Origin of the sequence: Pseudomyxococcus flavus (genome assembly GCF_050038885.1) — a bacterium.
GTDB classification, from domain to species: domain Bacteria; phylum Myxococcota; class Myxococcia; order Myxococcales; family Myxococcaceae; genus Myxococcus; species Myxococcus flavus.
On sequence record NZ_CP143624.1, the window covers coordinates 6,513,990 to 6,540,927 of the forward strand.

17 protein-coding genes and 2 pseudogenes are annotated in these 26,938 nt (G+C 67.2%); 10 read left to right on the top strand and 9 right to left on the bottom strand.

Annotation, left to right across the window (positions count from 1 at the left end):
- The first annotated feature begins 19 nt into the window (after nt 1–19).
- Both VZL07_RS27435 and VZL07_RS27440 read left to right on the top strand, forming a co-directional pair.
- Nucleotides 20–1,351, top strand: a complete 1,332-nt coding sequence (locus VZL07_RS27435) for a cyclic nucleotide-binding domain-containing protein (RefSeq protein ID WP_426750746.1) — start codon at nt 20–22, stop codon at nt 1,349–1,351.
- Nucleotides 1,352–1,358: 7 nt separating this feature from the next.
- Nucleotides 1,359–1,859 carry a hypothetical protein gene (locus VZL07_RS27440; protein ID WP_426750747.1) on the top strand — a complete coding sequence of 167 codons (501 nt, stop codon included), beginning with the start codon at nt 1,359–1,361 and terminating at the stop codon, nt 1,857–1,859.
- On the opposite strand, the gene VZL07_RS27445 is transcribed toward VZL07_RS27440, so the two are convergent.
- Nucleotides 1,851–3,431, bottom strand: a complete 1,581-nt coding sequence (locus VZL07_RS27445) for a tetratricopeptide repeat protein (protein WP_426750748.1) — start codon at nt 3,429–3,431, stop codon at nt 1,851–1,853. The two genes, VZL07_RS27440 and VZL07_RS27445, sit on opposite strands and share 9 nt — an antisense overlap.
- Nucleotides 3,432–3,567: 136 nt before the next feature.
- Here VZL07_RS27445 and VZL07_RS27450 point away from each other — a divergent pair, with 136 nt between their 5' ends.
- Nucleotides 3,568–4,539, top strand: coding sequence for a homoserine kinase (locus tag VZL07_RS27450; RefSeq protein ID WP_426750749.1), 972 nt, complete (start codon nt 3,568–3,570; stop codon nt 4,537–4,539).
- Between the two features lie 9 nt (nt 4,540–4,548).
- On the opposite strand, the gene VZL07_RS27455 is transcribed toward VZL07_RS27450, so the two are convergent.
- The 3 genes from VZL07_RS27455 to VZL07_RS27465 form a co-directional block, all read right to left on the bottom strand.
- Entirely contained in the window at nt 4,549–5,016 is a 468-nt protein-coding gene (locus VZL07_RS27455) for a nuclear transport factor 2 family protein (RefSeq protein WP_426750750.1), read from the bottom strand.
- A 71-nt stretch (nt 5,017–5,087) separates the two neighbouring features.
- Nucleotides 5,088–5,615, bottom strand: coding sequence for a hypothetical protein (locus VZL07_RS27460; protein WP_426750751.1), 528 nt, complete (start codon nt 5,613–5,615; stop codon nt 5,088–5,090).
- Nucleotides 5,616–5,680: 65 nt separating this feature from the next.
- The gene (locus VZL07_RS27465) at nt 5,681–8,041 is read right to left on the bottom strand and encodes a hypothetical protein (protein ID WP_426750752.1); all 2,361 of its coding nucleotides are present in this window, start codon (nt 8,039–8,041) and stop codon (nt 5,681–5,683) included.
- Nucleotides 8,042–8,066: 25 nt separating this feature from the next.
- On the opposite strand from VZL07_RS27465, the gene plpQ reads away from it, so the two are divergent.
- Nucleotides 8,067–8,465 carry a motility regulator PlpA gene (plpQ, locus tag VZL07_RS27470; protein WP_095958252.1) on the top strand — a complete coding sequence of 133 codons (399 nt, stop codon included), beginning with the start codon at nt 8,067–8,069 and terminating at the stop codon, nt 8,463–8,465.
- A complete protein-coding gene (locus tag VZL07_RS27475; protein ID WP_426750753.1) occupies nt 8,462–9,019 on the top strand; it encodes a DUF192 domain-containing protein in 558 nt (185 codons plus the stop codon). The genes plpQ and VZL07_RS27475 overlap by 4 nt, the downstream gene beginning before the upstream one ends.
- Before the next feature lie 343 nt (nt 9,020–9,362).
- On the opposite strand, the gene VZL07_RS27480 is transcribed toward VZL07_RS27475, so the two are convergent.
- On the bottom strand, nt 9,363–9,680 hold the full coding sequence (locus VZL07_RS27480; RefSeq protein ID WP_426757466.1) for a hypothetical protein: 318 nt from the start codon (nt 9,678–9,680) through the stop codon (nt 9,363–9,365).
- Between VZL07_RS27480 and VZL07_RS27485 the strand changes: the two genes are divergently transcribed.
- From VZL07_RS27485 to VZL07_RS27500, 4 genes are all read left to right on the top strand, one after another.
- Nucleotides 9,630–11,528, top strand: coding sequence for a PhoX family protein (locus tag VZL07_RS27485; protein ID WP_426750755.1), 1,899 nt, complete (start codon nt 9,630–9,632; stop codon nt 11,526–11,528). The two genes, VZL07_RS27480 and VZL07_RS27485, sit on opposite strands and share 51 nt — an antisense overlap.
- Before the next feature lie 26 nt (nt 11,529–11,554).
- A complete protein-coding gene (locus VZL07_RS27490) occupies nt 11,555–13,222 on the top strand; it encodes a hypothetical protein (RefSeq protein ID WP_426750756.1) in 1,668 nt (555 codons plus the stop codon).
- Nucleotides 13,223–15,121: 1,899 nt separating this feature from the next.
- Nucleotides 15,122–21,532: an FG-GAP-like repeat-containing protein gene (locus VZL07_RS27495; RefSeq protein ID WP_426750757.1), complete on the top strand. Its 6,411-nt coding sequence runs from the start codon at nt 15,122–15,124 to the stop codon at nt 21,530–21,532.
- Nucleotides 21,533–21,534: 2 nt separating this feature from the next.
- Nucleotides 21,535–21,909 carry a hypothetical protein gene (locus tag VZL07_RS27500; protein WP_426750759.1) on the top strand — a complete coding sequence of 125 codons (375 nt, stop codon included), beginning with the start codon at nt 21,535–21,537 and terminating at the stop codon, nt 21,907–21,909.
- Nucleotides 21,910–22,063: 154 nt separating this feature from the next.
- Here VZL07_RS27500 and VZL07_RS27505 read toward each other — a convergent pair.
- Nucleotides 22,064–22,312, bottom strand: a pseudogene (locus VZL07_RS27505) (transposase); the annotation flags it as partial.
- Between the two features lie 71 nt (nt 22,313–22,383).
- Between VZL07_RS27505 and tnpA the strand changes: the two are divergent.
- Entirely contained in the window at nt 22,384–22,698 is a 315-nt protein-coding gene (gene tnpA, locus VZL07_RS27510; RefSeq protein ID WP_426750760.1) for an IS66 family insertion sequence element accessory protein TnpA, read from the top strand.
- 106 nt (nt 22,699–22,804) lie between these two features.
- On the opposite strand, the pseudogene tnpC reads toward tnpA, so the two are convergent.
- From tnpC to istA, 3 genes and pseudogenes are all read right to left on the bottom strand, one after another.
- Nucleotides 22,805–24,118 (bottom strand): annotated as a pseudogene (tnpC, locus tag VZL07_RS27515) (IS66 family transposase); the annotation flags it as partial.
- A gap of 170 nt (nt 24,119–24,288) precedes the next feature.
- Nucleotides 24,289–25,050: an IS21-like element helper ATPase IstB gene (istB, locus tag VZL07_RS27520; RefSeq protein ID WP_426750761.1), complete on the bottom strand. Its 762-nt coding sequence runs from the start codon at nt 25,048–25,050 to the stop codon at nt 24,289–24,291.
- Nucleotides 25,047–26,552, bottom strand: coding sequence for an IS21 family transposase (gene istA, locus VZL07_RS27525; RefSeq protein WP_426750762.1), 1,506 nt, complete (start codon nt 26,550–26,552; stop codon nt 25,047–25,049). The genes istB and istA overlap by 4 nt, the downstream gene beginning before the upstream one ends.
- Nucleotides 26,553–26,938: the final 386 nt, after the last annotated feature.

The following is a 26,938-nucleotide window of genomic DNA, read 5'->3' on the forward strand; positions in this document are numbered from 1 at the left end:
TTTGCCGGGGAGACAAGGGATGAACGAGTCGTCGCTGCGTGAGCTCGGGATGGACCTCATCGAGGAGCGCCAGTTCGAGCGCGCCCTCGCCGTGTTCGCCGAGGCGGTTCGCCGCGTCCCCGCGGACCACCGGTCGCGGATGCTGGCCGCGCGCTGCCTCGCTGAGCTGGGCGAGCGCGAGCGCGCCGTCACCGCCTACCACGCGTGCGCGGAGGGGCTGCTGCGCCGCGACTACCTGCTGTCCGCCATGGCCGCGTGCAAGCTGGCGCTGGACCTGGCGCCCAACGAGCGGCGCCTGAAGGAGACGCTGATTCGCGTGCACTCGCGCGCGGTGCGCAACGCGCCGGGCCGCGCCGTGGTGCCCCCGCCGCTGCCTCCGGAGACGCTCTACGACGGCAAGGTGGAGACGGACCTGATGGGGCTGCAGGGCGAGGAGCTGTCCAACCGCGCCATCGAGGTGCTGGCGGCGCCGGACCCGGGCGGCGCGGCGGACCCCAACAGCCGCCCGCCGCTGCCCCTGTTCGCCGAGCTGGATCGGGACGCCTTCGTCGACCTGGTGCGGCTGATGGGGTGGCGCCGCGTGAAGCCGGACGAGGCGGTGAGCCGCGAGGGCGAGCCCGCCGACTCGCTCTATGTGCTCGTGGCCGGCAAGGCGGAGGTGACGCGGCAGATGGAGGGCGAGGCGCGCACGCTGGGCTTCCTGGGCGGCGGCTCCATCTTCGGTGAAATCGCGCTGCTGACGGGCGCGCCGCCCACGGCGACGGTGTCCGCGGTGTCGGACACCGAGGTCTTCGAGATTCGCCGCGAGCACCTCAACGTGGTGGCGAAGAGCCACCCGGCGGTGCCGCAGGTGCTGGCGGACTTCGCGCAGCAGCGCATGGCGCGCAACCTGATGGCCACCTCGCCCATGTTCCAGACGATGCCGGAGTCGGAGCGGGGCGCGCTCTTGCGGCGCTTCGCCTTCCGGGCGCTCCAGGCGCGCGAGAAGGTGCTGGTCGAGGGCGAGCACTCGCCGGGGTTGTTCCTGGTGCTGGCCGGAGAGCTGGTGGTGCAGAAGGAGGACCCGGCTGGCGGCGTGGTGACGCTGGGCATGCTGCGCGAGGGCGAGGTGGCGGGCGAAATCTCCCTGCTGACGGGCCTGCGCGCCACCGCCACGGTGGCGGCCGCGCGCAAGACGGCGGCGGCCTTCCTCGAGCGCGCCGCGTTCCACGAGCTGGTGACGGCCTTCCCGCACATCCGCACGTACCTGGAGCAGCTGTCGGACCGGCGCCTGAAGCAGATTGGCGAGGCGCTGCGGCCCGCGGAAATCATCGACGCGGACGAGCTGGTGCTCGAGCCCGAGGCGGCCTGAGGCGCCCATGGTGAACATGACGCGTTCGAGGGTGGTGGGCGGAGTGCTGGCGCTCGTGGCCGCCGGCGCGGTGCTCTACTTCTGGCCCCAGCAGGAAATCACCGTGGAGGAGGCCATCCGCCGTCAGGTGGTGGTGATGACGCGCGAGGCGGAGGAGAAGGACGTGGGCGGGGTGATGGAGCACGTCTCCGAGCGCTTCCGCTCCAACGGCACGGGCGGCTGGACGAAGAAGGACGTGCGCGGAATCCTCACCGCGCAGGTGCTGCGCGGCCAGTGGGTGCGCGTCTTCATGACGAACCTGGAGGTGCGCGAGGTGTCTCCCTCGGAAGGGGAGTTCCAGGCGCGCTTCATCTTCGGCCGCTCGCAGGCGGAGCGGGTGGAGGACCTGGCCGCCGAGAGCGTCATGAGCGCCTACCTCATCGAGGGCGCCTTCGAGAAGGAAGAGGACGGCAAGTGGCGCGTGGTGCGCGCCCGGCCGGAGTCCATCAGCCCGTCGGACCTACTCTAGGAGCGACGCCGACTCCGTCTTCCAGGCCCTGGCCATGCGGGCCTGCCCGGCGGACTCCAGGCGCTTGCGGATGTCGTCCACGCGCTCGGTCAGCGCCTCGCGCGGGGTGCCCTGCGCCCGCTGCCTGGCGAGGCCGAAGAAGTAGTGCTGGCAGGCGGCGGCGTGCTCGCCCTGGGCGAAGAGCAGATCTCCCATGGCGAGATAGGCCTCCGCCATCGTCCCAGCGCCGGTGTCCGGCGCCACCGCGGCCAGTAGCGGGCGGGCGCCCTCGTAGTCCTGGCGTGCCAGGAGCAGCGCGCCCTTGGCGTATTGGGCCTGGGCCAGCTCCACGCCGCGCGCGGCCACCGCCTTGTCATAGGCGGCGAGCGCCTCGTCCTGCCGCGAGGCGGCCTCCAGCACGCCGCCGCGCGCCAGCCAGTAGCGGCCGTCCTTCTCCAGCAGGGGGCTCTTCTTCCCATCCGCCGTCGTCACCTGCACGGGGCCGAAGGTGGCCTCGTAGGCGTCGAGCAGGGCCAGCGCGCCGTCGGAGTCTCCCGTGGCCTGGAGCGCACGCGCGCCGTCCAGGTAGAGCAGGGGGGCGTTGCGGCGCCGGGCCACGGCGGACTCGAAGGCGGCGCGCGTGCGCGGGTCATGCTTCACGGCCAGGGCCCGGGCCCGGGCGAACAGGGCGTAGTGCTCGTCGGGAGAGGCCTTCAGCGCCGCGTCCGCGGCGGCGAGCGCCTCGTCCGGTGCGTTGCGAGCCAGCGCCAGCTCCGCCTTCAGCGCGCCCGCGCGGGCCCGCAGCACGGGCGTCAGCTCCGCGGCCCGGGCCTCCACGCTGGAGAGCACCTGCTGCGCCTCGTCCACCTTGCGCCCCTGGTAGGTGTGCGCCAGCGCCGCCGACAGGCGCGCGAGCAGGTGGTCCGGGTTGACGCTCAACGCCTTGCCGAAGGCCTCCACCGCCTGCGGATACTGGCCTTCGTCCAGCAGGGCCTCCCCGTACGCGGTGGTGAAGCGCGGGTCGCGCCAGGACGTCTCCGCCGCGCGAGCGAAGGCCTGGCGTGCGCCGGGCAGGTCTCCACGTGCCTGGAGCGCCAGGGCCCGTGCCAGCGTCAGCCGGGCGTTGTTGGCGCCGCGGGACTCGAGCCCGGCCAGGTACTGCTCCGCCTCGGCGGCCCTGCCCTCGGCGAGCAGGTGGAGGGCGTGCGCGCCGTAGCGCTCGCCGGACTGGGACTCCAGCTGCGCGGCGCGGGCGAGGTGCTCGCGGGCCTTCGCGTCCGCGCCGGGCTGGCGGTGCTCCAGCCACAGCACCGTCTGGATGTCGGCGGCCAGGGCCTGCGCGTCGCGGGCATCGGCGTCGAGCTGGAACAGCGCCTCCAGCTCCGTCATCGCCTTCGAGAGGTCGGCGGGGTTGCCGCGCAGGGCGGCCGTCCGGGCCGCGCGCAGGTGCTCCTCGGCCTGCCTTCGGACGGTGCCGCGGTGGACGAAGAAGGCCACCGCGCCCGCGAGCAGCACGGCCACCACGCCCACCTGGACCAACGCGCTGGAGAGGCTCTCGCGCCGCTGCCAGTCCTTGCGCCCTTCGGTGCCCATGGACCCGTCTCCCGCGCTGGAGTTGGATGTGCGCCGGCCGTTGTGCCGGGTATAGAAGCCGCGCTCAGATAGGGATGCACCCCCGGGCTGTCAACGGGGGGCGGCGCGGTGAACACGGACGTCGGAGGTCAGAGGTATGGCGGTACACACGGCGCTACCCCCCGAGGCATTCGAGCGGGTCGCGGAGGCATTCGGGCTGGGCACTGTGCGCGAGGTGACACCCATCCCCCAGGGCTCCATCAACACCAACCACCGCGTGGAGACGCAGCGCGGGCGCTACTTCGTGCGCCACACCACCGCGCGCTCCGCGGAGGACCTGCGCTTCGAGGCCGCGCTGCTCGCGCACCTGGCCGCGTACCGCTTCCCCGGGCCCGTGCAGCTGGCGACGCGTGACGGCGCGCCCTTCCTGGAGCTGGAGGGGGGGCGCGTCAGCGTCTTCCGGTGGCTGCCGGGTGAGGAACTGCGCCACCCGGCCCTCACGCCGGACCACCTGGAGCGCCTGGGCGCCGAGCTGGCCAAGCTGCACCGCGACACGCAGTCCTTCACCGGCACGCGGGAGAACCCGTACGGCCCGGAGACGGTGCGCGGCTGGCTGGAGGGGCTGGCGACGCACCCCGACGCGGAGCTGGTGTCCGTGGCGCGCGAGCTGGAGGGGGACCTGGCGCGGGCGCAGGCGGCGCGACAGGGGCTGGAGCCGCGCGGTGTCATCCACGCCGACCTCTTCATGGACAACGTGAAGTGGCTGGGAGACCGGGTGGGGGCCTTCTTCGACTTCGAGATGGCGTGCCGGGAGGACTACGGCCTGGACGTGGCCATCACCCTCAACGCCTGGTGCTTCGAAGGCGGGCGCTACCTGCCGGAGCTGTGCGCGGCCTTCATCCGCGGCTACCTGGACGTCCGCCCCCTGTCGTCCGTGGAGCGCGCCAACCTCTTCGGCCACGCGCTCTACGGGGCGGTCCGCTTCACGGCGAGCCGCATCCGGGACTACCACCTGTCGCCGCTGCCCGCGGACAAGCTGGTGCGCAAGGACTACCGCACCTACCTCCAGCGGGCCCGGGCGCTGAAGGCCATGGGGCCCGAGGGGTTCGCCGCGCTGCTGGGCCTGTGACGACGGGCCTCAGATGCCGGTGACAATCTTCCAGGTGCCGTCTTCCTTGCGGAAGACCATCTGCTCCAGCTCGGACTCCTTCATGGGGCGCGAGTGGAGCGACGGCATCCGCCAGGAGGCATTCCAGTAGTAGATGGCGGCGGCCACGCCCTCACCCACCTGGATGCGGCGGACGCTCAGCTCGATGCGGGGGCCCTGGATGCGGGGGAGCACCCGCTCCAGGTACGGCACCAGGGTCTGCGCCGTCAGGTCATCGCTGGGGTCGCTCGGCGTGCCGCCGTCGTCCTGGAACGACGGGGAGACGAGCGCGGCGATGGCCTGGGCGTCCCGGGCCTCCAGCGCGGTGCGGTACTGCTCCATGACCGCGAGGATGGCGCGCGTGTCGGAGTTGTCGACGATGTCCGTGCCGGGGATGCGCTTCGGGGCGCACGCGGCCAGCAGGGACAGGACGCTGAAGGCGAGGAAGCGTTTGAGCATGGCGGGGCCTTATTGGGACAACCCAACGGAAGTCAACCCATTCCCAGGCCCCGCCAATGACGGGTGGACGGCTATCCCGCCCGGATGACCTCGGCGATGAACCGGCTGAGGACCGGCACCTCGTTGTCGAGAATCTTCAGGCCTTCCGCCTGGATGACCTTCTCGCCGATGAGCCCCAGGGGCTTGAGCAGGAAGGGGAGCTTGAGGGAAATCTCGCCCTCCATCACCCGCTCCGTCTGGCCGCCGCCGAGGTCCCGGAAGCGCATGGTGCCGGTGTTCACCAGCATCTTCGAGATTTTGTTCGAGGTGGGGACGTTCTCGAACGTCAGCTCCTTGCGGCGCTTGTCATAGGTGGACGTCTCGACGAACGCGAACCACTCGGGCGGGACGGACTTGGGGCCAATCTTCTCGATGACGGGCTTGGGGCGGTAGCGCACCCGGCGGCGCACCACGTCTCCCTCCGGCTTCACTTCCAGCGGCTGCAGCTCCAGCAGCACGCCGTGGTGCTTGAGCAGGAACTCGAAGTACCGCTCGTCGAGGAGCGCGCGCTCCACCTCGTCCACCGTCCCCTGAATCCGATGCCGCGACTCGAAACGCATCCACGTCCTCCTTGCCAGGCTGGCACGTCACCGCTGTCTGGCTGCCTGCCTAGCGGAAAGCGTGGCTAGCGGAAAGCCTGTCGTGGCACCAGGAGTCCACGGAAGGTCTTCTCCTCGAAATCGCAGCGCTCCCGCCACTCGTCCGCGGCGGCGCGGAAGGCGGGGCCAAAGTCCGGCAGTGCACCCACTTCATGCCGGACGGCGCCGCAGTCACCCGAAAGGTAGGCGGACTCCACGCGCATGCGCAGGGCCTCGCGTCGGAGCGCCTCGGGCAGGCCTTCCGCCGCCAGGGCCTGTTGCAGATACCCGGTCGCGAGGCCGGGCGAGCCCACCTGCTGCAACCGCCGCCCCAGGAGGTAGTTGAGGTAGGGGTCCGAGGGGACCTGTGTCAGCGCCCGCGCGAGCAGCAGCAGGCGCACCTCGTCCTGGGTGGCCCGGAAGTACGCGTCGACGGGGCCCTGGCGCGCGGGAGACTCCATGGCGGCGAGCTTCACCTGGGCGGTGCGCGTCAGCTCCGGGCCCGCTTCCTTCGCCAGCACCGTGTCGAGAAAGCGCCGCGCCTCGCCGGGCTGGTCGCGGCGCAGGGCCACGTCCGCGCGCGCCATGGCGACCTCGGCCTCCAGGACGGACTGGCCCTTCACGCGCTCGGCCACCGCGGCGAGCACGGCGTCCGCGTCCGTGTAGCGCTCCAGCTGGGACAGCGCGACGGCCTCGCCCATGCGGAAGCTGGGCTCGTCGGGCTGGAGCTCGGCGGCGCGGCGGTAGCGCTCCAGCGCGTCCTCGGGGTCGCTCGCCAGGGACTGCCGGGCGGACTCGGACAGCCGGGCCACCTCGCGGGCGCAGGCGCGGGTGAAGAGGCTTCCCGTGCGGAAGCGCGCGAAGGCGCGTGCCACGGCGGCGTCGTCCAGGGGGAGCGCGTCGACGTAGTTCTCCCACTCGGTGACGAGCTCACCCAGCGGGCGGTCATACGCGGCCTCGAAGTCCGCGTGCGCATACAGCGTCCGCAGCCGGGCCGCGCCATAGGTGTCCGCCAGGTAACGCAGGAACGACCCCGCCACCGTGTACGCGCGCGCGGGCGCAGACTGGTAGAAGCCCTCCGGGCCCATCAGCTTGCGCATGTCCGGGGCCAGCTTCTGCCGGCGCATGCCCGCGGCCCACTGATGGAGCGTGAGGTCGCCCTGCACGGGGCCGTCCGCGGCGACGGCGAAGCCCTCGATGACGCCCATCAACGGCCAGACGCCCAGTCGGGTGGTGACGCGGAAGGGACCGCTGCCCGCCGGGGCCGCCATGACGTGCGCCAGCTCATGGTGGAGCACGGAGTGGGGGAAGGGCCGGTCCTGGATGTGCAGCTCGTGGCGCCAAGGCTTGGCGAACTGCGTGCGGCCGGCGCCCACGAGGCGCTGCTTCTCGTGCTCGTCGCGGTAGAGCCAGACGTGGATGCGCTCGGTGGGGGCCACGCCCAGGAACTGCTGCGTCTGGGACCAGCGGAACTCCAAATCTCGCGCGAAGCGGTCCACGTCCTCGCGCGGCTTGCCTCGCCAGTAGTGGAAGACGAAGTGCTCCGTCTCGCGAAGGCCGCCGAGCTCCTGGGTGAGCCACGCGTCCGTCATCCGCAGGCCCAGGGCGGGGCCGCGCACCTCCAGGAAGCCGATGGCGACCAGGGGGAGGGCGAGGGTGGCCAGGACGCCCCGGCGCAGGCTGGCGCGGCGAAGGCGCCCGGTGCCGAGGTCGAGCAAGGCGACGGCGAGCCCGGCCAGCACGGTGACCCACAGCAGCGTCTCCAGACGGAACCAGCCGAGCGCGGCGGAGACGCCCAGCGCCTCGTCGTACAGGGGGCCCGGGAGGTGCCCGAGGAAGTGGTTGAACGCGAACACCTGGGGTCCGGCGACGATGGGCCAGACGGTGGGGATGGCGGACAGGAGGATGAGGAGGGCGTACAGCCCCACGGCCCGCCGGGGGCGCTGGGCCCCGAAGCCGCACAGCACGCCCGCCGAGGACGCCAGCGCGGCCGAGGGGAGCGTGAGCATGGGATAGAAGCCCACCAGTGCGAACGGGTCGCACTCCGTGCGCAGCCAGGCGAACAGCGTGGCCACCAGGAAGGGGGGCGCCAGCACGGCCACGTTGAGGAGCAGGGCGGCGCCCAGGGCATGGCCCACCGCGTTGCCGGACGTCGTTGGCGGGACGGCGCCTGGCGGGGTCGGGGCGGTGCCCAGAAGGATGCGACGCTCCTGGGCGGCCGCGGCGATGCCAACGCCCCCGCCGAGCAGGCCCACGGCGATGGACAAGGCCAGGCTCAGCTCGAAGCCGGGGACGCCGAAGAGGGGGAGCAGGACGAGCGCCGAGCCCCCACCCGCCAGCAGGAGCACGGTGGCCAGGACGGCGGGGCGGCGCAACAGGGCGGAGGCGCGGGTGAGGACTTGCCGCATGGCCTCTCCTATACTCCCGGCCAGCATGTCCGAACAGAAGACAGGTCCAGAGCACCGCCAGAACGGGCGCGCGCCCATCGAGCTGAAGGTCGACTACAAGAAGCTCAACTCGTTCTTCGCGGACTACACGAAGAACATCAGCAAGGGTGGAACGTTCATCAAGACGAAGAAGCCGCTGCCCATCGGCACGCGCTTCCTCTTCAAGCTGACCGTCCCGCACCGGGAGGCCCCCTTCGAGCTGCTGGGCGAGGTCGTCTGGTCCAAGGCGGACGCGGAGGAGCCCGGCATGGGCATCCGCTTCATCTACAGCAGCGAGGCCCAGCGGGTGGAGTTCGAGACCGTGGTGGAAGGCCTGATGTCGGACAGCCTCGGCGGCGAGCTGACGGAGAAGCTCCTCAACAAACCGCTGCACTCGCATTCATGAAGCGCGGTGTCCGGTGGCTGATGGTGGCCCTGCCGTGGCTGGTGGCGGCGTGCCAGCAGGAGGCGCAGGGCAGCGCGCCCCGGGACACGCCGAAGGCTGCTGTGCTCCGTCCTCCTGTCACCGACGTCACCGCCGAGGCCTATGTCATGCCGCCGCTCCCGCGTGGGCATGTGCGGCTGGAGGACGCGTTCGGAGGTGTCCACCGGGTGGAGGTCGAGATCGCCGCGACGGCGGACTCCCGCACCCGGGGGATGATGTGGCGCAAGGAGCTGGCCGAGGGGAAGGGGATGCTCTTCCTCTTCCCGCACGAGCAGGTCCAGGGCTTCTGGATGCGCAACACGCTCATCTCGCTGGACATGATCTTCATCACCTCGGACCTGCAGGTGGCGGGCATCGTGTCGCGCGCGGTGCCCCGTTCACTGGCGTCCCGTTCCGTGGGCGTGCCCAGTCAGTACGTGCTGGAGGTGCCCGGCGGCTGGACGGAGCAGGTGGGCATCCGCAAGGGCAGCGCCGTCCACTTCGAGGGCGTGGCGGGCCTGGATATCCAGCCCTGAGCGCCCTTGCGGGTTCGTGACCTGGCTGTCGCCCCGCGTGTCGCCGTGACGCCGCCGCCGCCTGGCCTTGATGAAGGAGTGACCTCGCCTTCGAAGCCCTGACACCTGGGCCCCGCAGGATTCGTGCGCGTCGTCTCTCGGCGCATCACCTGCGGAGGGAGTGGTCCATGTCATCTCGTCTCTTGGGGCTCGCCACCAGCGCGATGCTTCTGGGCAGCACCGTGGCCGTCGTGGGATGTGAGGGAGCACAGGGGCCCGCGGGGCCCGCTGGCTTGAACGGGCAGGATGGGCAGGATGGCCAGCCCGGTCAGGATGGTCCGCCGGGGCAGCCTGGCCAGCCCGGTTACCCGGGCCCCCAGGGGCAGCCTGGGCCTGGTGCCGTCACCCGCGCCCCCGGCGTGGCGGCCGGCACGCCGCTGTCCTCGATGATCGCCGTGACCTTCCGGGGCGACCTGGGAACTGGCGCCACCAACGTGGCCGAGTACGTGAAGGCGCGAGTGAACCAGGTGGTGGCCGGCTCGTTGCCTTCGCCCATGGTGTTCCCGCTGCCTCCCGCGTCCACGGACACCGTGCGCACGGTTCCGGGCCTCTTCTCGTCCACGGTCATCAAGTGGATGGACCCCATCACCTTCGAGAAGGCGGGGGCGCGCTTCGGCGCCAACGTCGACTACATCGCGTACTTCGGAGACGGCTGGGCGTCGGACGGCGCCGCGCCCAGTACCAGGGCCGCGGTGACTCCGGCTGGCTGTGGATCAACCACGAATACGTGTCCGGAACGAAGCCGCGCGTGGGCGCCGCGCCCACGGGCCAGCACCTGGACTTCGCGAGGTTCCTGCGGAACACCGGAGCCCTCTCCCACGACGTGGAGGACGGCGCCGCGTGGGATGAGGGCTCGCTCGTCATCTACAATCGCGAGTGGAAGAAGCAGGTCGGCGGCTCCTGGCTGCGCCTGGTGCAGGACCCGGCCACCGGTGAGTGGGCCGTGGACCGCAAGGCGGACAACCTCCGCTACGACGCGACCAGCGGAACGCTGTCGAAGGTGGTGGGCGTGACGCTGTCCGGGACGGACCGCGATGACGAAGGCACCTCGCTGCCGGAGAACGTCGTCGCGGGGACGCACTCGAACTGCTCGGGTGGCCAGACGCCGTGGGGCACCGTCTTCGTCGGCGAGGAGAACGTCCAGTACGCCTACGGCGACCCGGAGAACGCTCTCTGGACCGGCAAGAACGACTGGCAGGAGAACGCCGTGGGCTTCGCGCCCGGCGCTCCGCTCGCGCCCGATTTCTCGCCGCCGACGTCCGGCGACTTCATCAGCACCGACGCCAACTCCAGCCACCTGAAGGACGGGTTTGGCTATCTGACCGAGATGGATCCGGGCGCACCGGCGGACCACTGGTACGGCCGCGACGCAGCGAGCCCGGGACAGGGCCACCGCAAGCTGGGCGGCATGGGACGCGCGCACTGGGAGAACGCCGCGTTCGTGGTGGGGGCGGACTGGAAGCTGCTGCCCGGACAGCCCATCGTCATCTATGGCGGTGACGATCGGCGTGGCGGGCGCATCTTCAAATTCGTCACCAGCCGCAACTACACGGCCGGGATGACGAAGGCCGAGACGCGCGCCCTGCTCGACGAGGGCAAGCTGTACGCCGCGCATTTCGCCGGCCTGGACAACGCCACCGGCGACACGCTGGCCGGGGGCGCGATTCCCACCGACGAGGCGCCAGGCCAGGGCCGCTGGGTGGAGCTGAGCCTCGACAGCACGGACCTCGCGCCCAACGGCGAGGCCCTGGGGCAGCCCACGATGACGGTGGGCGCCGCGCTGCGCGACGTCAGCTACAACGCGATTGGTGGCTTCGTGAACGACGACCAGGTTCGCAAGCTGCTGTGGACGGCGGCCAACAAGGTCGGAGTGATGGAGCTCAACCGCCCCGAGGACCTGGAGTGGAACCCGAAGGACCCCAGTGGCACGCCGCTGCTGTACGTGGCCTTCACGGAGCACGGCGACCCGACGGCGCTCGACGCGCAGGGCCGCGTGGCCACCGCGGAGCGGAATGCGGAAGGCGTGTGGGTGAAGAAGGCGCGCGGCGCCAACGACAACCGCGCGGTGGACCGGGTGGGTTCCCTCTTCGCCATCCGCGAGTCGGACACCGCCGCGCCGGGCGGCTCGAAGACCTTCACGTACTTCCGCGTCTGGAAGGGCGAGACGGCGTCGCTCAGCGCGGAGCCGGAGTACTCCGCCGCCAAGCCGGACAACCTGCTCATCGACCGTGAAGGCGGCGTGTGGTTCGGCACGGACGGCAACTTCGGCGTCAACGACGCGGCTGACAGCGTCTACTACCTCAACCAGGAGCCGGCCCACCGCAACAGCCCGTACTTCCGCAAGGCGTTCCGCGTGCTCTCCATGCCCAGCGACGCCGAGGCCACGGGCCCCGCGTTCAGCTCGGACATGACGACGTTGTTCGTCAGCGTCCAGCACCCGGGCGAGGACAACTACAGCACCTGGCCGTAGCAAGGCGATACGGGAGGAGACGGCGCATGTTCACGTCGACGAGGGGAGGGGCACGCGGAGGGCTTGCGGTACCGTTCGCGCTGGCACTGTTGCTCACCACGATGGCGGTGGCGGTGTGGAAGCACCGCGAGCCCGCAGTCGTGGAGCCTCCCTTCGATCCGCTCGCGCAGGCGCTGGCGAGCGGGAGCCGCATAGGCAACCGCGAGGCGCCCATTCCGTCCATGTGCTACACGAAGACAGAGGGCGTCTCGAACCCCTGCTGGACCTGCCACACCGGCGGCGTCGGGGTGAACGTGATGGGCGACGCGTCGCTGCAGGCCGAGTATGCCTTCAGCGACGTGGGGCTCACGAATCAGTGGACGAATCTGGCTGTCGATCGCACGTCCGAGATGGCCGGTATCTCCGACGCGGAGGTGCTGCGCTACATCCGCGAGGACAATTACACGCCGCTGCGGGCCGCGCTGCTGGGACGGCCGGGCGGCTTCAAGGGCTGGATTCCGGACCTCGACCTGACGCTCGGCTTCGATGCGGAGGGCTTCGCACGCGACGGCAGCGATTGGCGCGCGGTCCGATACAAGCCCTTCCTGGGCACGTTCTGGCCCACCAATGGCAACACGGATGATGTCTATCTCCGGCTGCCCAAGGCGTTTCGCGAGGACTCGGAGGGCAGGCCGTCGCGTGAAGTCTATCGGCTCAACCTCGCCATCCTGGAAGCGGCGATGACCGCCGACCCGGAGGTGAAGGACGTGAGCGCCCTGCGGCGGCGCGTAGAGAACGTCGACGAGCGCGTGGGTGGCGTGGACCTGAACGCGGATGGGCTGCTCACGGCCGGGGTGGCGGAGGTACGGGGCTTGCCCTCATACTACGTGGGGGCCGCTGCCAAGGTGCGGGTGCGCCGCCACTTCTATCCCCAGGACACCGAGTTCCTGCACACGGTGCGCTACGTGGACCCGAGCGCGCCATCGCTCCTGTCCCGGCGGCTGAAGGAGGTCCGTTACTCGCGCAAGGTCGAGGAGCACGAGGACATGCGGGTGCGGGGCTTCTACGCCGATGAGCAGGAGAAGAAGATGCAGGCGCGCCTGCCGGTGTTCCCCGGCACGCCGGAGCTGGGGCTCCTCAACGACCATGGTTGGCGGTTGCAGGGGTTCATCGAAGACGCGCGGGGGCGGCTGCGCGTGCAGACATTGGAGGAGCACGTGTTCTGCATGGGCTGTCACACCAACCTGGGCGTGACGGTGGACCAGACGTTTGCCTTTCCCCGCAAGGTTCCGGGCGCAGACGGCTGGCGGGAGCAGGACCTTCGAGGCATTCCCGACGTGCCCCAGGCAGGTCACACGAGGCCCGAGGTGCTCACCTACTTCGAGCGGGTCCGTGGCGGGGACGAGTTCCGGGCCAACGACGAGCTGCTCGGCCGCTTCTTCGTCGGTGGCCGCGTGGATGAGCAGGCCGTGCGCCGCGCGGCGAAGGGCGGAGACCAGGACCTGGCGTGGCTGCTGACGCCGTCGCGACAGCGCGCGCTCGACCTGGACCGGGCCTACATGCTCCTGGTGCGCGAGCAGTCGTTCACGAAGGGGCGGGATACGCTGCTGTCGCCACCGGCGAACGTGTTGACCCAGGTCGAGAACGGCTCCACGGGCCTGGAGGATGCGGGGCTTCTATTCGAGGATGGCCGCCTTCAACTCGTATGGGACTGACAGCTAGACGTCGGGGCGCTCTCAACGCGAGCCCCTGCGGCTATCGACGTAGTTGTGCACGGGGGCGCTTCAGGACACGCGCCGACCGACGGCCCCAACGCATCGGTACGTCCCGCGTCTTCTCCCGCGCTTGCTTCTCTCCTCACGTAGAGGGCTTCGCCGTGTTTCTCTTCTTCGCGGGGAGCACCATGCAGGTGCTTCACACTTCAATGGGGGAAGACTCGATAGACTTTGTCAATGCCGTGCGGAGTCGTCACTGCGTTGTCGTTCAAACGCCGTCACGTCGAATCATGAATGTCAGTGTGGGGCGCCCATGACTTGTGGTACGGGTTGAGGGCCTGTTGTCCCAAATTGTACGTTTTGGGGTTGATTCCACACTGGTTTGATGATGGTGGAATCCAGGAGAATCTTGCTGAGGGGGACGTTTTGTCTGGAACTGGCTTGAGGGGATGGCGCGCGCGCTCGCTGCAGCACTCTTTTGGTCTCGGGGTGGAGAATTCACGCCCTAAGAGCAGAAGTGTGGGTTGGGGCTTGCTGGGGCTTGTGGCGGTGTTGTGGTTGGGGTGTCAAGGCGCACCTGATGGCACCGAGCTTGAGACAGGCCCCGCGCTGTCATCCGGGCAGCGTGACTTGGTGCATTCATGCTGGCCCGAAGGCACTTCGGATGATCTGAAGGTCTGTTCCGGTGGCTTTGTTTATAGCCTGCAGTGTTTTCAATTGAAGAGCTCGGCGGCCTGCGACGAAGTCGGCTCAGTCGAATCCTGCACTCGTTACTTGGAGTGCGCCCACCGCGACTTTGGCGTCGCTGCTCGTGGAACCAATATTTGGCGGACGCCCGTCGAAAGCTACGCGGGGTTGGGCGTGGAGAGCTGCGCAGAGGCCGCGGCGTGGTATCTGGCCTCGCTTCAGTTCAATGAAACAGAGCTTCAAGGGCTTACCTATACACAGCGGGAGTACAGTCGGTACGACTTGGATGCGGGACGATACATTGATGTCTGTGAGGTGACGTACTCAGGTTTTCCGAAGCTGTACAACACGGGCGTCGGGCCTCAGTGTGGTGTCGAGTCGTATCCGTGTAATGAGCCGATATACGGGGAATGTCGTCACCCAAGTCACGGCGAGGCACCTGCCTCGGAATGTGGCGCGGAAACACGGTTCACCCAACCAGGCGTGTCTCTTGCTCAAGTCCAGGCTCAATCAGCCTCGGAATGGAGCGCTATGCAGGGGCAGGGCGAACCTGTGTTTCGGACCGAACCTTCGTGTACGTCTTGTTCGGAAACGAGCGCATTGGATGCGAACGGTTGTTGGCCCGCTGGGACTACGGACTCAGAGAAGACATGCGTAGATGGCTACACGTATGGTCTGACGTGTTTCAATCTCGAATCTTCACCAGCCTGTCCTCAGCGTGGTTTCGAGCAGATGTTCTGTACCCAGTACAATACGTGTCGCCACCCTGATTTTGGCGTGGAAAGTTACGGTGTTCGGCAGGTTCACGAGACACTTCCTGGCCGCTACATCATGGTGTGGGTGTGCATGCCGGATCCTGTGGCCTCTCCGGTGACTAAGGCGGGCGGGCCAGGGGAGAACTGTGAGCAGGTGGAGCAGCCGCGGTTGACCAAGACATGCTCTCAGCGTGCCTCGGAGATTGTTGAAACACTGCCAGCCCAGTTTCGCTCCGGCGTAACCTTCACTGCGACGGAAGGCCCTATTGTTGAAGATGGTTCTGGTGTGTCTGCTCCGTGCGACATTACATTCCAGAACTGGCCTACGTTCCGCGAGGACGACGGCGCTGTGTGTGGTGTTTCTCATGCTTATTTGTGTGATGACCCCTCGCGGCCCATTTTCGAAGAATGTCGCCACGCAAGCCATGGTGTGGCGCCGGCGGATGAGCCTTGCGGTGTGGCTCCGCTGCTGACGAGTTCGCCTGGTGCGTCGCTCGTTCAGGTCCACGCGGAAGCTCAGCAGCACTGGGCCGCAATGAAAAGCCAGGGGCCAGTGACATACCGCGTGGCGCCGGTGTGCCCGTCGTGCACAGATGTGGTGCCCTCGCAGGAGAGCAATGGGAAGAGCCCGGGGCGTATTAGAGGGGGGGGGAACGTAACGCCGGATGGCGCTGCGACGTATTCCATTCCCCTGTGGGTCTCCCCTGGTCGGGCTGGTATCCAGCCGCAGCTCGCGCTTCAGTACAGCAGCCGTCAGGGTGACGGTTTCCTAGGCGTTGGATTTTCGCTGTCGGGCCTTTCGCAGATTTCCCGATGCCGTCGCACGGTGGCCCAGGATGGCGAGGCCGAGGCCGTCCAGTTCGATGCGTCAGACCGCTTCTGTCTGGACGGTAATCGGTTGGTCGCGATTGCAGGTGTCTATGGAGCGCATGGCACGGAGTATCGCACCGAGAACAACATCTTCGCTCGTATTGTGTCCTTGAACCCCGATGAGATGGGGCCGACGACGTTCGAGGTGTACCTCAAGGATGGGCGAATCCTCACGTTCGGGGGAGGGCCAGAGTCCCGAGTCGAGGCACCGCGTGCGAGGCTGCGTCCTGTGAGCCTGGGCAACGTGGACTTTCAGTACCCAAGCTGGGGGCGCTTGAGTTGGTCGGTGTCTCAGATGCGCGACCGTTCGGGGAACGCGCTGCGAGTCCAATATGGTGCGCTCCGGGACGCGGGGGTGGATGAGGCGCTGGAGCACTGGCCGGAGGAGATTGTCTACACTGAGTCCTCCGTGCAGGGGGCTCCTGCTGCCAGTCGTTCGGTTCGGTTTGTTTATGAGAACCGGCCGGATGTGGCGGAACAGTTTGTTAATGGATTGAAGCTGCGTCGTTCGCGCAGGCTCGTTCGCCTGGAAATGCGTGGGCCGAATCCCGTCCATCCGTCATTGTTGCGTTCGTATCGCCTTGTCTACGGCACGCCATCCATTTCCAAGCGAAGCGTGCTGACGGAGCTTTACGAGTGTGATGGTGCTGGGGTCTGCACGGCGCCAACGCGTTTCGAATGGACTCCAGGAAGTTGGGAGTTCGAGGCCGTCAACACAGGTATTTCGGATGCGACCGTCAGCCCTGGCTATGCACGGGCCGAGGGCATTTGGATGTTGTACACTCCGGATATCAACGGCGATGGCCGGGATGACTTGCTCTATCGCGAGTTCGTTTCGGGGACGACCGGCTCAGGGGGATATGGACGCTGGTGGGTCCGGCTGAGCACCGGAAATGGCTTTGGGCCTCGTGAGCCAGCGAATCTCCCCAACAATAGCTACGAGGGACGGCTCGATGCTGGCCGGCCCATTGACTTCAATCTGGATGGGAGGGTGGACTTCGTCAACATGGCCTACCGTGAGAGTGATTCCTGGCGACACTACCGCCTCTATCGCTCCACGGGGACCGGGTTCGCATGGGATGGAACGGACCATGAGTCTTCGCGTATGTGGCTCTACTCAGGCGCGCCACAGTCTCCCACGTTCTATGCAGCCGATCTCAACGGAGACGGTTTGCCCGACGCCGTGCGGTCCATTACCGCGAGTTCCAGCGGCGGGTATCACGTGTGGGGATACCGGCTCAACTCGGAAGGGACGCTCTCCGCGTATTCTGAACTGCCAATTCAGGCATCCAGCGAGGGGCTTGCTCAATTCGCGGATGTCGATGGCAGCGGCCGGACCGCGCTATTGACGTCGGACCATCTGACCTCCAATGCGTATTATTACACTGCCGTCATGTTGGGCGCGGATAATGCCGTGGTACGAAAGCCCACCGCGTTGATGACGACTCAGTGGGACGCTCTCCGCCACTGGTTTGCTGATATCAACGGTGATGGCCTGGCTGACGCAATCAGCGTTCCCTTCTACGGCGGAGACCCGAGAATCAGCCTCAACACGGGTAACGGGTTTCTTCCCCATCGCACGCAGACGCTGAGTCCTGAGTTCCAGTTTGGTGACATGGATGCCGGGCTCGGAGGAAACGAGTCTGGCGTCCGCGTGGACGACTTCAACGGGGATGGGCGGGCAGACGTTGCCATTGCCAGCTCGCACATTTCGCCAGCGTCACGGCAGCACTGGGTCGTGCTCGAGTCGAATGGTCGTGAGTTCCGTCCTCGCGCGCTTCCAATCCCTTTGGGGATGAAGGCGCGGGAAGGCTGGAAGATGCACCAGTTGTTGGATGTCAACGGCGACGGTTTGCGCGACATCGTTCAACCTGAGAATGGCACGCTTCGTCTCTACATTCGAAAGGGCCTGAAGCCCGACATGTTGGTACGGGTGCGTGATGGCCTCGGGGCACGCGTTGAATTCGACTACAAGCCTCTGTCAGACAGCTCAGTGTACACGCCTGGCGTCGTTCCGGAACTGCCTCAGTTCCGCGTGACCCGAGGGTTGTGGGTCGTGTCGGAGCATCGAGTTGAGGATGGGCTCTTGGGGCTCCAGGCATTCCGTCACCGCTATATAGATGGGCGTGCGGACCTTCAAGGGCGCGGCTGGCTTGGGTTTGCAACGCACGTTGTCACGAACGCCCGGACGGGGGGAGAGCAGCTGACTCGATACGGCGTGAGTATTCGGGTGGGCACGGCCTGGCCCTACGCGAATCGTCCTGTCTTCGAGCAGCGCACGTTGATGCTTGAATCAGGCCGCTACATGCGTCAGTCGAGGTGGACTGAATATGAGCTCCACACGGAGGCCCAGGGAAAGGTCCGGTTCCCTTGGGCGAACTATCAGTTGGAGGCGCATTTGGAATGGGAGGGTGGCTCCAGCCCTGAGTCAGGTGAGGTCACCTTCGGAACGAAGTTGGATTATGCCTACGATACAGATGGGAACCCGACATACTCGCGCAGGCGCTCGCTCTTCGCCGGCGTGGAGACAGGCGATGAGGAAGAGTGGAGTGCACAGTATGACCGTTGGCCAGATCGCTGGCTCATCGGGCGCCCGCGCAGCGAGCAGGTCACCAGCCGTACCAGCTCCGGCGCAGCCGTTTCACGTCGCGTAAGCTCCACGCACAGCCCGTCTACGGGGCTATTGGCGACACAAACAGTCGAAGAGGGGGACGCCAATCTCCAATTGAGGACTGTCATCGAGCGCGACATTTTTGGTCAGGCCACCCGTGTAACGTCCACCGATGCCTCGGGGCGAAGTCGTTACACGATGGCGGCATATGACAGCCAGGACGAGATGTTCCCCGTGACCATCACGAACAGCCTGGGGCAGCGCACGGAGCTGGCCTATCACCCTGGGCTTGGCGCTCAGGTCGCTCGCACCGAAGTCAATGGAGTCCGCACTCGGTGGAGATACGATGGCTTTGGGCGCGTTCGCTGGGAAGGCCGCGCTGACGGCTCCCATGTTTCGGTTGCCTACGCGTCCGGTATCCCAACGGGGGCTTCATTCACAAGCTCTTCGGTATCTTTGAGCTTTTCGGACGGAGCAAGGTCGCGGCATGACTTTGACCTGCTGGATCGTCCGGTGGGAACTGAACGCACTGGGGCTGACGGGGCGCCTGTCTATAAAATGACTGGCTACGATGCCCTAGGGCGGGTCAGGCAGGTCTGGGCGCCTTACTCCGCAGGCGATCCCATCGTGACGACGGAGTATGAGTATGACCGGTCTGGACGTCTCCTCTTCGCCCGGCATGGTGATGGGACGTTCGAAGAGTATCGCTATTCCACGCTGGTCACAGAGGCATGGGACGCGCGGCGTAACTATACGCGTGCGATCCGCGACGCTCGTGGCCGCCCTCTCGAATATCGACAGGAAGGGGGCCATCAGTCTCATACTGGTACACGCTTTACGTACGGCCCCTTCGACCTTCCTGTGAAGGCCGAACAATTCGTTGACAATGTTATCCGGAACGTGACGGAGTTCCAATACGACAAGTTGGGCAACCGTACTCTGTTGCTTGAGCCAAACAGCGCCACGCCGTATCGGGAGGACTTGGTTTATAATGGCTTTGGTGACGTGGTGCGCAGGACGGATGCATCGGGAGCCATCACGACGTATGAATATGACCTGCTAGGGCGCATAACCCTTGAGTCCGGCCCAGGCGGCGACACGAAGTTCGTGTGGGACTCAGCCAGTGGAAATGGCATAGGACAGCTCGCCTCGGCTGTCAGCCCCGAAGGTGTGGCGACCGCGTATTCGTACGACGCCCTGGGGCGGTTGGAACAGAGCCAGTGGCTGATTGACGGCCGCTATTACCGACTCAACCAGAGCTATGACACCCAAGGCCGCCTGGACGTGCTGTCCTATCCGGAAGTGCCCGGACAAGCGCGATTCGAGGTGAAGCATACGTACTCTCCCTGGGGCGCGCTGAAGGATGTGCGTGCGGTCTCAAATGGTCACGTTTACTGGACCGCGGAGGCTCGGACGGCGACGGGACTGCTGAAGACCGAACGCTTTGGCAACAACGTCACATCCAGCAGGATGTATGACCCGACACGTGGTGTGCTTCGGCGCATTGATACGACGTTGGCGTCAACGGTTGTTCAGGCGCTCGCCTACGACTTTGATGCAAATGGAAACCTTGCAACGCGTGGTGACGAAGTCACGGGGGTGTCGGAGTCCTTCGGCTATGATCACCTGGATCGACTCGTGGCTTGGACGGTGCAGGCGCCCACCCGTCGATCTGTCCATGCGTTCCGGTACGACGGCTTGGGGAACCTGTTGGGACGTGACGTACTCGAAGGGGACGGCACCCCCTACAGCCTGACTTATGACACGTCGATGGGGTTTGGTCCTTTCGCTGTGACGCACTCGACCTGGGGCACCTACTCCTACGATGCCAACGGCAACCAGGTGACGGCGCCTGGGCGGCAGGTCGCCTACACTCCCTTTGGTCTGCCCTCACGCATCATCCAGACCTCCGACGTCCTGACGTTCCAGTACAGCGCGTTCCAGACGAGGGCGCTGAAACGGAGTTCCACAGGGGCTCAGACCTCTTATGTGGAGGGCTTGTATGAACACCGTCGAGATGGTGCACTGGGGGAGCACGTCTTCCACATTCAGGGTGATGGGCGTGGGGTAGCGCAAGTCGTATGGAAGGAGGAGAATGGCGTCATCACTGACACGTCGACGTTGTATCTGCATGGCGACCTCTTGGGGTCTGTTGACACGGTGACTGATGAGTCCGGCCTTGTTGTCGAGCGATTGAAATACGACGTCATGGGGGCTCGCGCCTTGGCCAGTAATCCCGCGCTGCCTGCGGTAGGAACGAACGCGAAACTGCGCCACGGCTTCACCGGGCATGAACATGAAGATGAGTCAGGGCTCATCAACATGCGAGGCCGTATCTACGATCCAAAGATTGGCCGCTTCCTGAGCCGTGATCCGCTGGTCCAATTCCCAGACTTCAGTCAGTCGTACAATCGGTATACGTATGCACTGGGAAATCCGCTGAAATGGACTGACCCGTCAGGCTTCTCTAATGCGAAAGTGTCCGTGGCTGATGTTCGTGACGCTATCGTGACGCCAAATGCGGGGACAACGGTCGTCGACGGAAAGGTCGTCCCCTATGACACCGTTACCTTTGTTGAAGGAGGCGAAGGTGGGGACGTCGGCGTAGAGGGAGGAGGGAGCGATGATGACGGGTTCTCCAGTCCCTCTGCGAGTGAATACTCCGCGGGCGGCAATTCTCCTGGCGCGGGTAATTCTCCCAGCGCGGGAGATACCCCCGGTCCAAGGGGACAACCTGGAAACAAGGGGCCGACTGTTAGCAGCATGGCGCCTTACGAATGGGCTGGGCGCATTGAGAAAACGGAGACCTATCTTCATGTCAAGAATTACGCAGAGGGATATGCAACAGCTAATCCTTTGCTTCAGATGTGGATTCCCTATGCCGTTTCGGCAGGCTTTGCCGGAACGGCTCTCGGGCTTGTGGAAGGACTGAAGCTCGGGACCGGGACTGCGGCAGCCATGGATGCGACCGGGGCCGATATGGCGGTCCCGATTCTTGAGGATGTTGTACGGTTTTCGACAGTATTCAATGCACTTGGCGGCTTGCGTGGAGGTGCGTTGGGGATGGCCGCAAAGGCGAGCGTGAACTGGAAGAGCGTCAAGACGTTCCAGCACACGTTCAAGAAACATGGGGAGGGCGCGAAGATCACCCGTAGCCTCACAGATACGGCTCGAGGCACAGGGAAGCCGCAAGGACAGTGGCTGGACAATGAGGCCGCTGCGGAGTTGTTGCACAGCCACAGGGCTGGGCTTGATGGCCCGGCGTCGATTCGCATCCCCGAAGGCCTCGGACAGGTTATCATGCCCGACGGGTCCGTCGTGGGCGCGACACGAGCGACGCTGGTCCCTGGCCCCAACGGTCTTGTAACCGCCTACCCCATCCCCTGATCATGATCGCCTTGAAGCAAACGTCCATCGACAAGCTGACTGCCGCACTTGATCTTCCAGCCAATGGCCAAGAGCAGGACTGGGAGATCGAACTGGCGGATCCCGCGCGCGTAGGTGAGTTTCTGACCGCGTATCGGTCACTTCCTCTGAGCCCAGACGACAAGGTTGCGCTTATGGCGCTGATACTTGCCTCCGTGGATCGCAGGCTGGATGCTGGGATCGGTGTCCCGACCGAGTGGACTCAGATCGTGGAGTTGCTCCGTGCTGACCGGGACCTTCATCGTGCGTCGCTTGAGTACTGGACCTGCGAGGGGGACGACGATCCCGACACCTGGTTTCAGCTGACTCCTCTGGTTCGGTCAGTGTCCACGGGTTGAGGGAGGCGCGGGTCCGGTGGACCGAGCGCACAACCTTCACCTTCCGCCCCACCCACCATCCCCGAGGGGCGGAAGGCCGCTGAATGCGGTCAAGTCCCGAATCTTGTGTAGTTGGTTCGGAGGGGGTTCGGGGGAGGGAGGCTCCTTGGCGGCATCAAGCAGCGACAGTGTCAGGGGTTGAATTCAGCAGAGACATGTCGAGGTAGCGGCGGTCATCCCAGACGCCGGTGACTTCGAGGGCGACGGCGGTGATGAGGCGCAGCGCGCTGGCGCGGTCCGGGAAGGCGCCCACGGAGCGGATGCGGCGCTTCACCTCACCGTGGAGGCGCTCCAGGCCATTGGTGCTGCGAAGGCGCTTCCAGTGGGCCTTGGGGAAGGCGAAGAAGCAGGTGGCAGCGGCGAAGCGTAAGCGTCCGGCCAACGACGTGCGGAGGGACGTTGAGTGAGGCGTCGGCGCCGTGGACCCTGGCGTGCATGTCGAAGCCGGTGGAGAAGCAGGAGTGGTTCCGGGTCGCTGAAGCCTTCGAGGCGAGCGGGCTGACGCAGCAGGAGTTCGCGTCGCAGCGGGGGCTGCGGCTGAGCACGCTGCAGTCGTGGGTGTACCGGCGGAGGCGCCAGCTGGCCAGGAAGGCGGAGCCGGTGCGCCTGCTGCCGGTGGAGGTAGCTGGCACGCCGCAGCCGCGCACGGCGCTGCTCGAGGTGGTGCTGGCCAGCGGGGCGTGCCTGCGGTTCTCCACTGACACCGACGTGGAGTACGTGGCCCGGCTCGTCACCGCGCTGGGGCGTTGAGACGTGTTCGCCCTGCCTGCGTCGTAACCGTCCGGCCAGTGACGTGGCGCGAGGGGTTGCGGGCGGACGCGGACCGTGTTCGGCGGCGCCGCGATGAGCGGGCTGTTCAGGCGTGGGACTGGACGAGTGAGTCGGGCGGGTCGGCGGCGCGTCGCCGTTTCCACTCGTGGGGCAGCAGCTCACTGATGCGCGAGTTGGGGTGCGACTGCACGCGGAGCAAGACGTCCGCGAGGTACGCCTCGGGGTTGACGCCATTGGCCTCGCAGGTGGCCACCAGCGCGTAGAGGCCCGCGAGGTTTTCGCCCGCGGTTTCGTGGCCGACAAAAAGAAAGTTCTTACGGCCCAGGGCCGCCTTTCTTAGCGCCGCCTCCGAGCGGTTGTTGTCGAGGGGCAGGCGCTCATTCTCGATGAAGCGGGTGAGGGCCTCCCACTGCTTCAGCGCGTAGGAAATGGCTTGGCCCAGTGGACTCTTGGGCGGGTGACGCGGCGCCTGGACTTCGAGCCAGGTGCGCAGCCTGGCGAGGACGGGGGCGCTGTGTAACTGGCGCAGTTCGCGATGGGCCGCGGTGCGCACCACGTCAGCCTCACGCACCTGGGCTTCCACCCGGTAGAGCTCGAGGATGAAGTCCAGGGCCTCACGCGCCTCGGGGGCGGTGGCCAGCGCGTCGAAGAAGCGGCGACGCACGTGGGCCCAGCACCCGACACGGACTCGGCCCTGGGGCAGCGTTACCGCGTTGTAGCCGGTGTATGCGTCCACCACGAGGGCGCCCGCGGTGCCGCCCAGGACTTCCTTCGGCGTCTTGCTGGCGCGCCCCATGCTGAAGCGGTAGCCGATGAGCCACTGGCCTTCCTCATTCTGGGTGAGGAAAGTCCAGAGGTAGCCCAGCCGCGTCTTCTTCACGTCCAGCACGCGCAGCGGCGTCTCGTCCGCCCACACCACGTCCGCGGACGCAATGCATTGCAAGAGGTGCTGGGAGAGAGGCAGCAGCACCGAGGCGGCCTGGTGGAAGAGGTCCGTCAGGGTGCTGCGGCTCATGGGTACGCCGCTTCTCTCGACTCTTTGGGCCAGCCGGTGCAGCGGCATGGCATCGGCGCACTTCGACGTCACCACGTGCGCCAGGAAGCCGGGGCCGTACTCGCCCCTGTCCACCACCCGGGCCGGAGGCGGCGCGGTGACGACGCCCCGGCCGCACGTGCACGCCAGCACCTCCTGCACGTGCACCTGCTTCTCGAAACGCGCGGGCACATACTCGTACAGCACCGAGGCACGCCCCTTGCCCAGCGGCTTCAGGTCCTCGCCGCCGCAAGCAGGGCAGTGGCGCTCCTCGGCTGGCACCGCGTGACGAATCTCCCGCGCAGGCGCCTGCTCGGCTTTCCGGGCCGCCCTCTCCTGGCGCTTCTTCATCGCGGCCTCGGCCCGCGCCGCCGTCGAGTCCGCGTCCCCTCGCAGCTCAGCGGCTACCGTGTGTTGGCGGTCATCGCGGAGCGCGGAAATCTGGTCATCGGAAGCAGCACGGCCCCGCCCCCCCCCGACCGCCGGGAGGCGGAGCGGGAGAGCGGGGCCTGGTGGTCTGCGGGTAAATGAGGCGTTCAGCTCTTCTTGGCCTTGCGCTCGGCGCGGGACTCCTCGGCCACGCGCCGGCGGTAGCTGTCTCCCTCAATGCTGATGATACTCGCGTGGTGGATGACGCGGTCGATGAGCGCGATGGCGCACGCGGCGTTGGGGAAGATGGTGGTCCACTCCGAGAATGGGAGGTTTGTTGTCAGGACAATCGGCTTCTTCTCATACCTGCGTGACACCACCTGGAAGAGGAGGTCCGCGTTCCTGGCGTCGTAGGAGAGGTAGCCAATCTCGTCGATGACGAGCAGCCCCGCCTGGGTGCAGTAGTGCTTCAGACGCCTGTCGAGGGCCCGGGCGGAGTCCTGGCTTCCGAGGTCGAGCAGCAGTTGGGAGGCAGTGGTGAAGAGGACGGAGTGGCCGGCCTGCACGGCGTTGTAGGCGATATTCTGAGCAATCATCGTCTTGCCCAGGCCCTGGGGCGCGACGAGGACGACGTTGGCGGGGCGGGCCATGAAGTCCAGGGCCAGGGCACTCTCGACGGCCGGCCTGTCAATGCGCTTGGGCCAGCCCCAGTCGAAGTCGGCCATCGTCCTGAGCGCGCCGAGCTTGCTGCGCGACAGGCGCCGCTCCACGCTGCGACGGGCCCGGTCCTTCGTTTCCTCCTCGGCGATGGCCTCCAGCAGCTCGGTCGGCCCCCACCTGCGCTTGGTGGCCATGGCAATGAGGTCGTCGAGCGCGTCGCTGGTGTGACGCAGCCCGAGGGCGGTGAGGCGTTCTTTCAAGGGCATCATGGTGCTTGCTCCGCTTCGTCCTCGAGGAGGGCGTCGTAGGCGTTGAGGGAATGCTGGGGGACGCGCTGCTCGCGCACGCGCGGGTCATCCGGCAGCACGAGGGGCAGCGGCGGGGGCGCGCCCTTCTGGCGGCTTCTCTGGTCGAGGACATGGGCCACGGCGACGGGCCCGAGTGCGCCACGCGCAAGCGTCTCGGCAATGGCGGCGTCCGTTTCGGCGGGGCCGTACCTGTCGGCCAGCGCCAGCAGCTTCACGGTGTGGTTGCCGAGGTTGTCACCGCGGTCGGCGAGCGCCTGGAGAAGCAGGTCGGCGCGCGGGCAGCGGGCGCGCAGCAAGTCCCTGCCGCGCAATTCGTGGGCGTGGGCCTTCTTCTTCGCCAGCGCCGCCAGGTGCTGCGCGTCCTCGACGAGGGCGCCCTTGTCCCAGCTGCGCACGTGAGAAGCGACCTCCTCGGCGCCGTCGAGCAGACGCACCGTGGTGGAGGAGGCCACCAGCGTGAGGGGACGGCGTACCAGGCCGTCGGGAATGGAGTAGTCATTGCCGTCGAAGCGCACGTAGGGCGTCTTGCCGGAGGAGACGGGGCGCACGACGTCGGTAGGTAGCGGGTGCGCGGGCAGCGGCAACAGACGCGGGCGCTCCTCTTCCAGGGCCTGCGCCACCGTGCGGCCCGAGGCGTCGCCGGGCACCCGGCGCTGGTGGGCCACCTCGTCCACCCAGCGCTGAAGCTGGCGGTTGAGGTCGTCCAGCCCGTGGAAGGTGCGTGCGGCGAAGAAGGAGTCGCGCAGGTAGCGGATGGTGCGCTCCACCTTGCCCTTCTCGTTGCCGCGGTAGGGGGCGCAGGGCTTGGGCGCGAAGTGGTAGTGGCCTGCGGCCTCCAGCACGCGTGGGTGGAAGCGGATGGCGTCTCCAGCCCGCTCGAGCACGACGGACTTCAGGTTGTCGTAGAGGAGGCTGCGGGGGACGCCCCCGAGCGCTTCAAAGGCCTGGACGTGGCCCTGGAGAAAGCACTCCATGGTTTGGCCCAGGAAGAAGCGTGCGTACATGGCGCGCGAGTGGCCCAGCACCAGGACGAAACAGGAGAGCGTCCGGGTGGCCCTCCCCACCTGCACCTTGCCGAAGCTGCCCCAGTCCACCTGGGCCTCTTCGCCCGGCAGGGTGCAACGGCGCAGGAAGGCCTCGGCCTGGGGCCCCGGGCGCACCCGCCGCACGTAGCGCTTCACCTGCTCGTAGCCGCCCGGGTAGCCACGGGCCTTCACCATGTGGAACAGGCGCGTGGCCCTCAGGCGCGGGTGGGCCTTGAGCGTGGCATCGATGAAGTCCGTGTACGGGCCCAGCACGGTGGGCTTCGCCGCGCTTCTGTCGGCAAGGGCCACCTGCGCGTCCTCGAGGGCTGCCTCCACGGTGTCGTGGTGCAGGCCCAACTCCGCGGCGATGGTGCCCACCGGCCAGTGCTCCGCGTAGTGCAGCCGGCGGATGCGGGCGCGTACCTCCGGGGCAATCATCCTCGCACCTCCTCAGAGAGGGCAGCGCCGCCAGCGCGGGCCCACCCGTGTGCGCGCCAGGGTGGTGTGACGCAGGAAGGGGCTGGGGCGCCCGCAGGACGTGCAGGCGGGAGAAGACGGCAGTGCATGGGGAGGTGGCCTCGCTGCGCTCGGCTCCGAAGACACCTTCGTGGTGGCTTGGACCGGCGCGAGTGGCACCGTCGCCGCCTGGGCCACCCCTGGGGGAGCCTGATGCGTCACTTTCCTCCGCCGCTCCCGGTAGGCGGCCTGGCGCGCGGCGTGGGCATGCCGCCCGTCCCGCGTGAGCTGATAGCGCTGCCCGGCCCCACGCACCGACTCCGCGCGCGCCCTCCTGCCGCAGGCCCGCGCGCAGTAGCGCTGGCCCC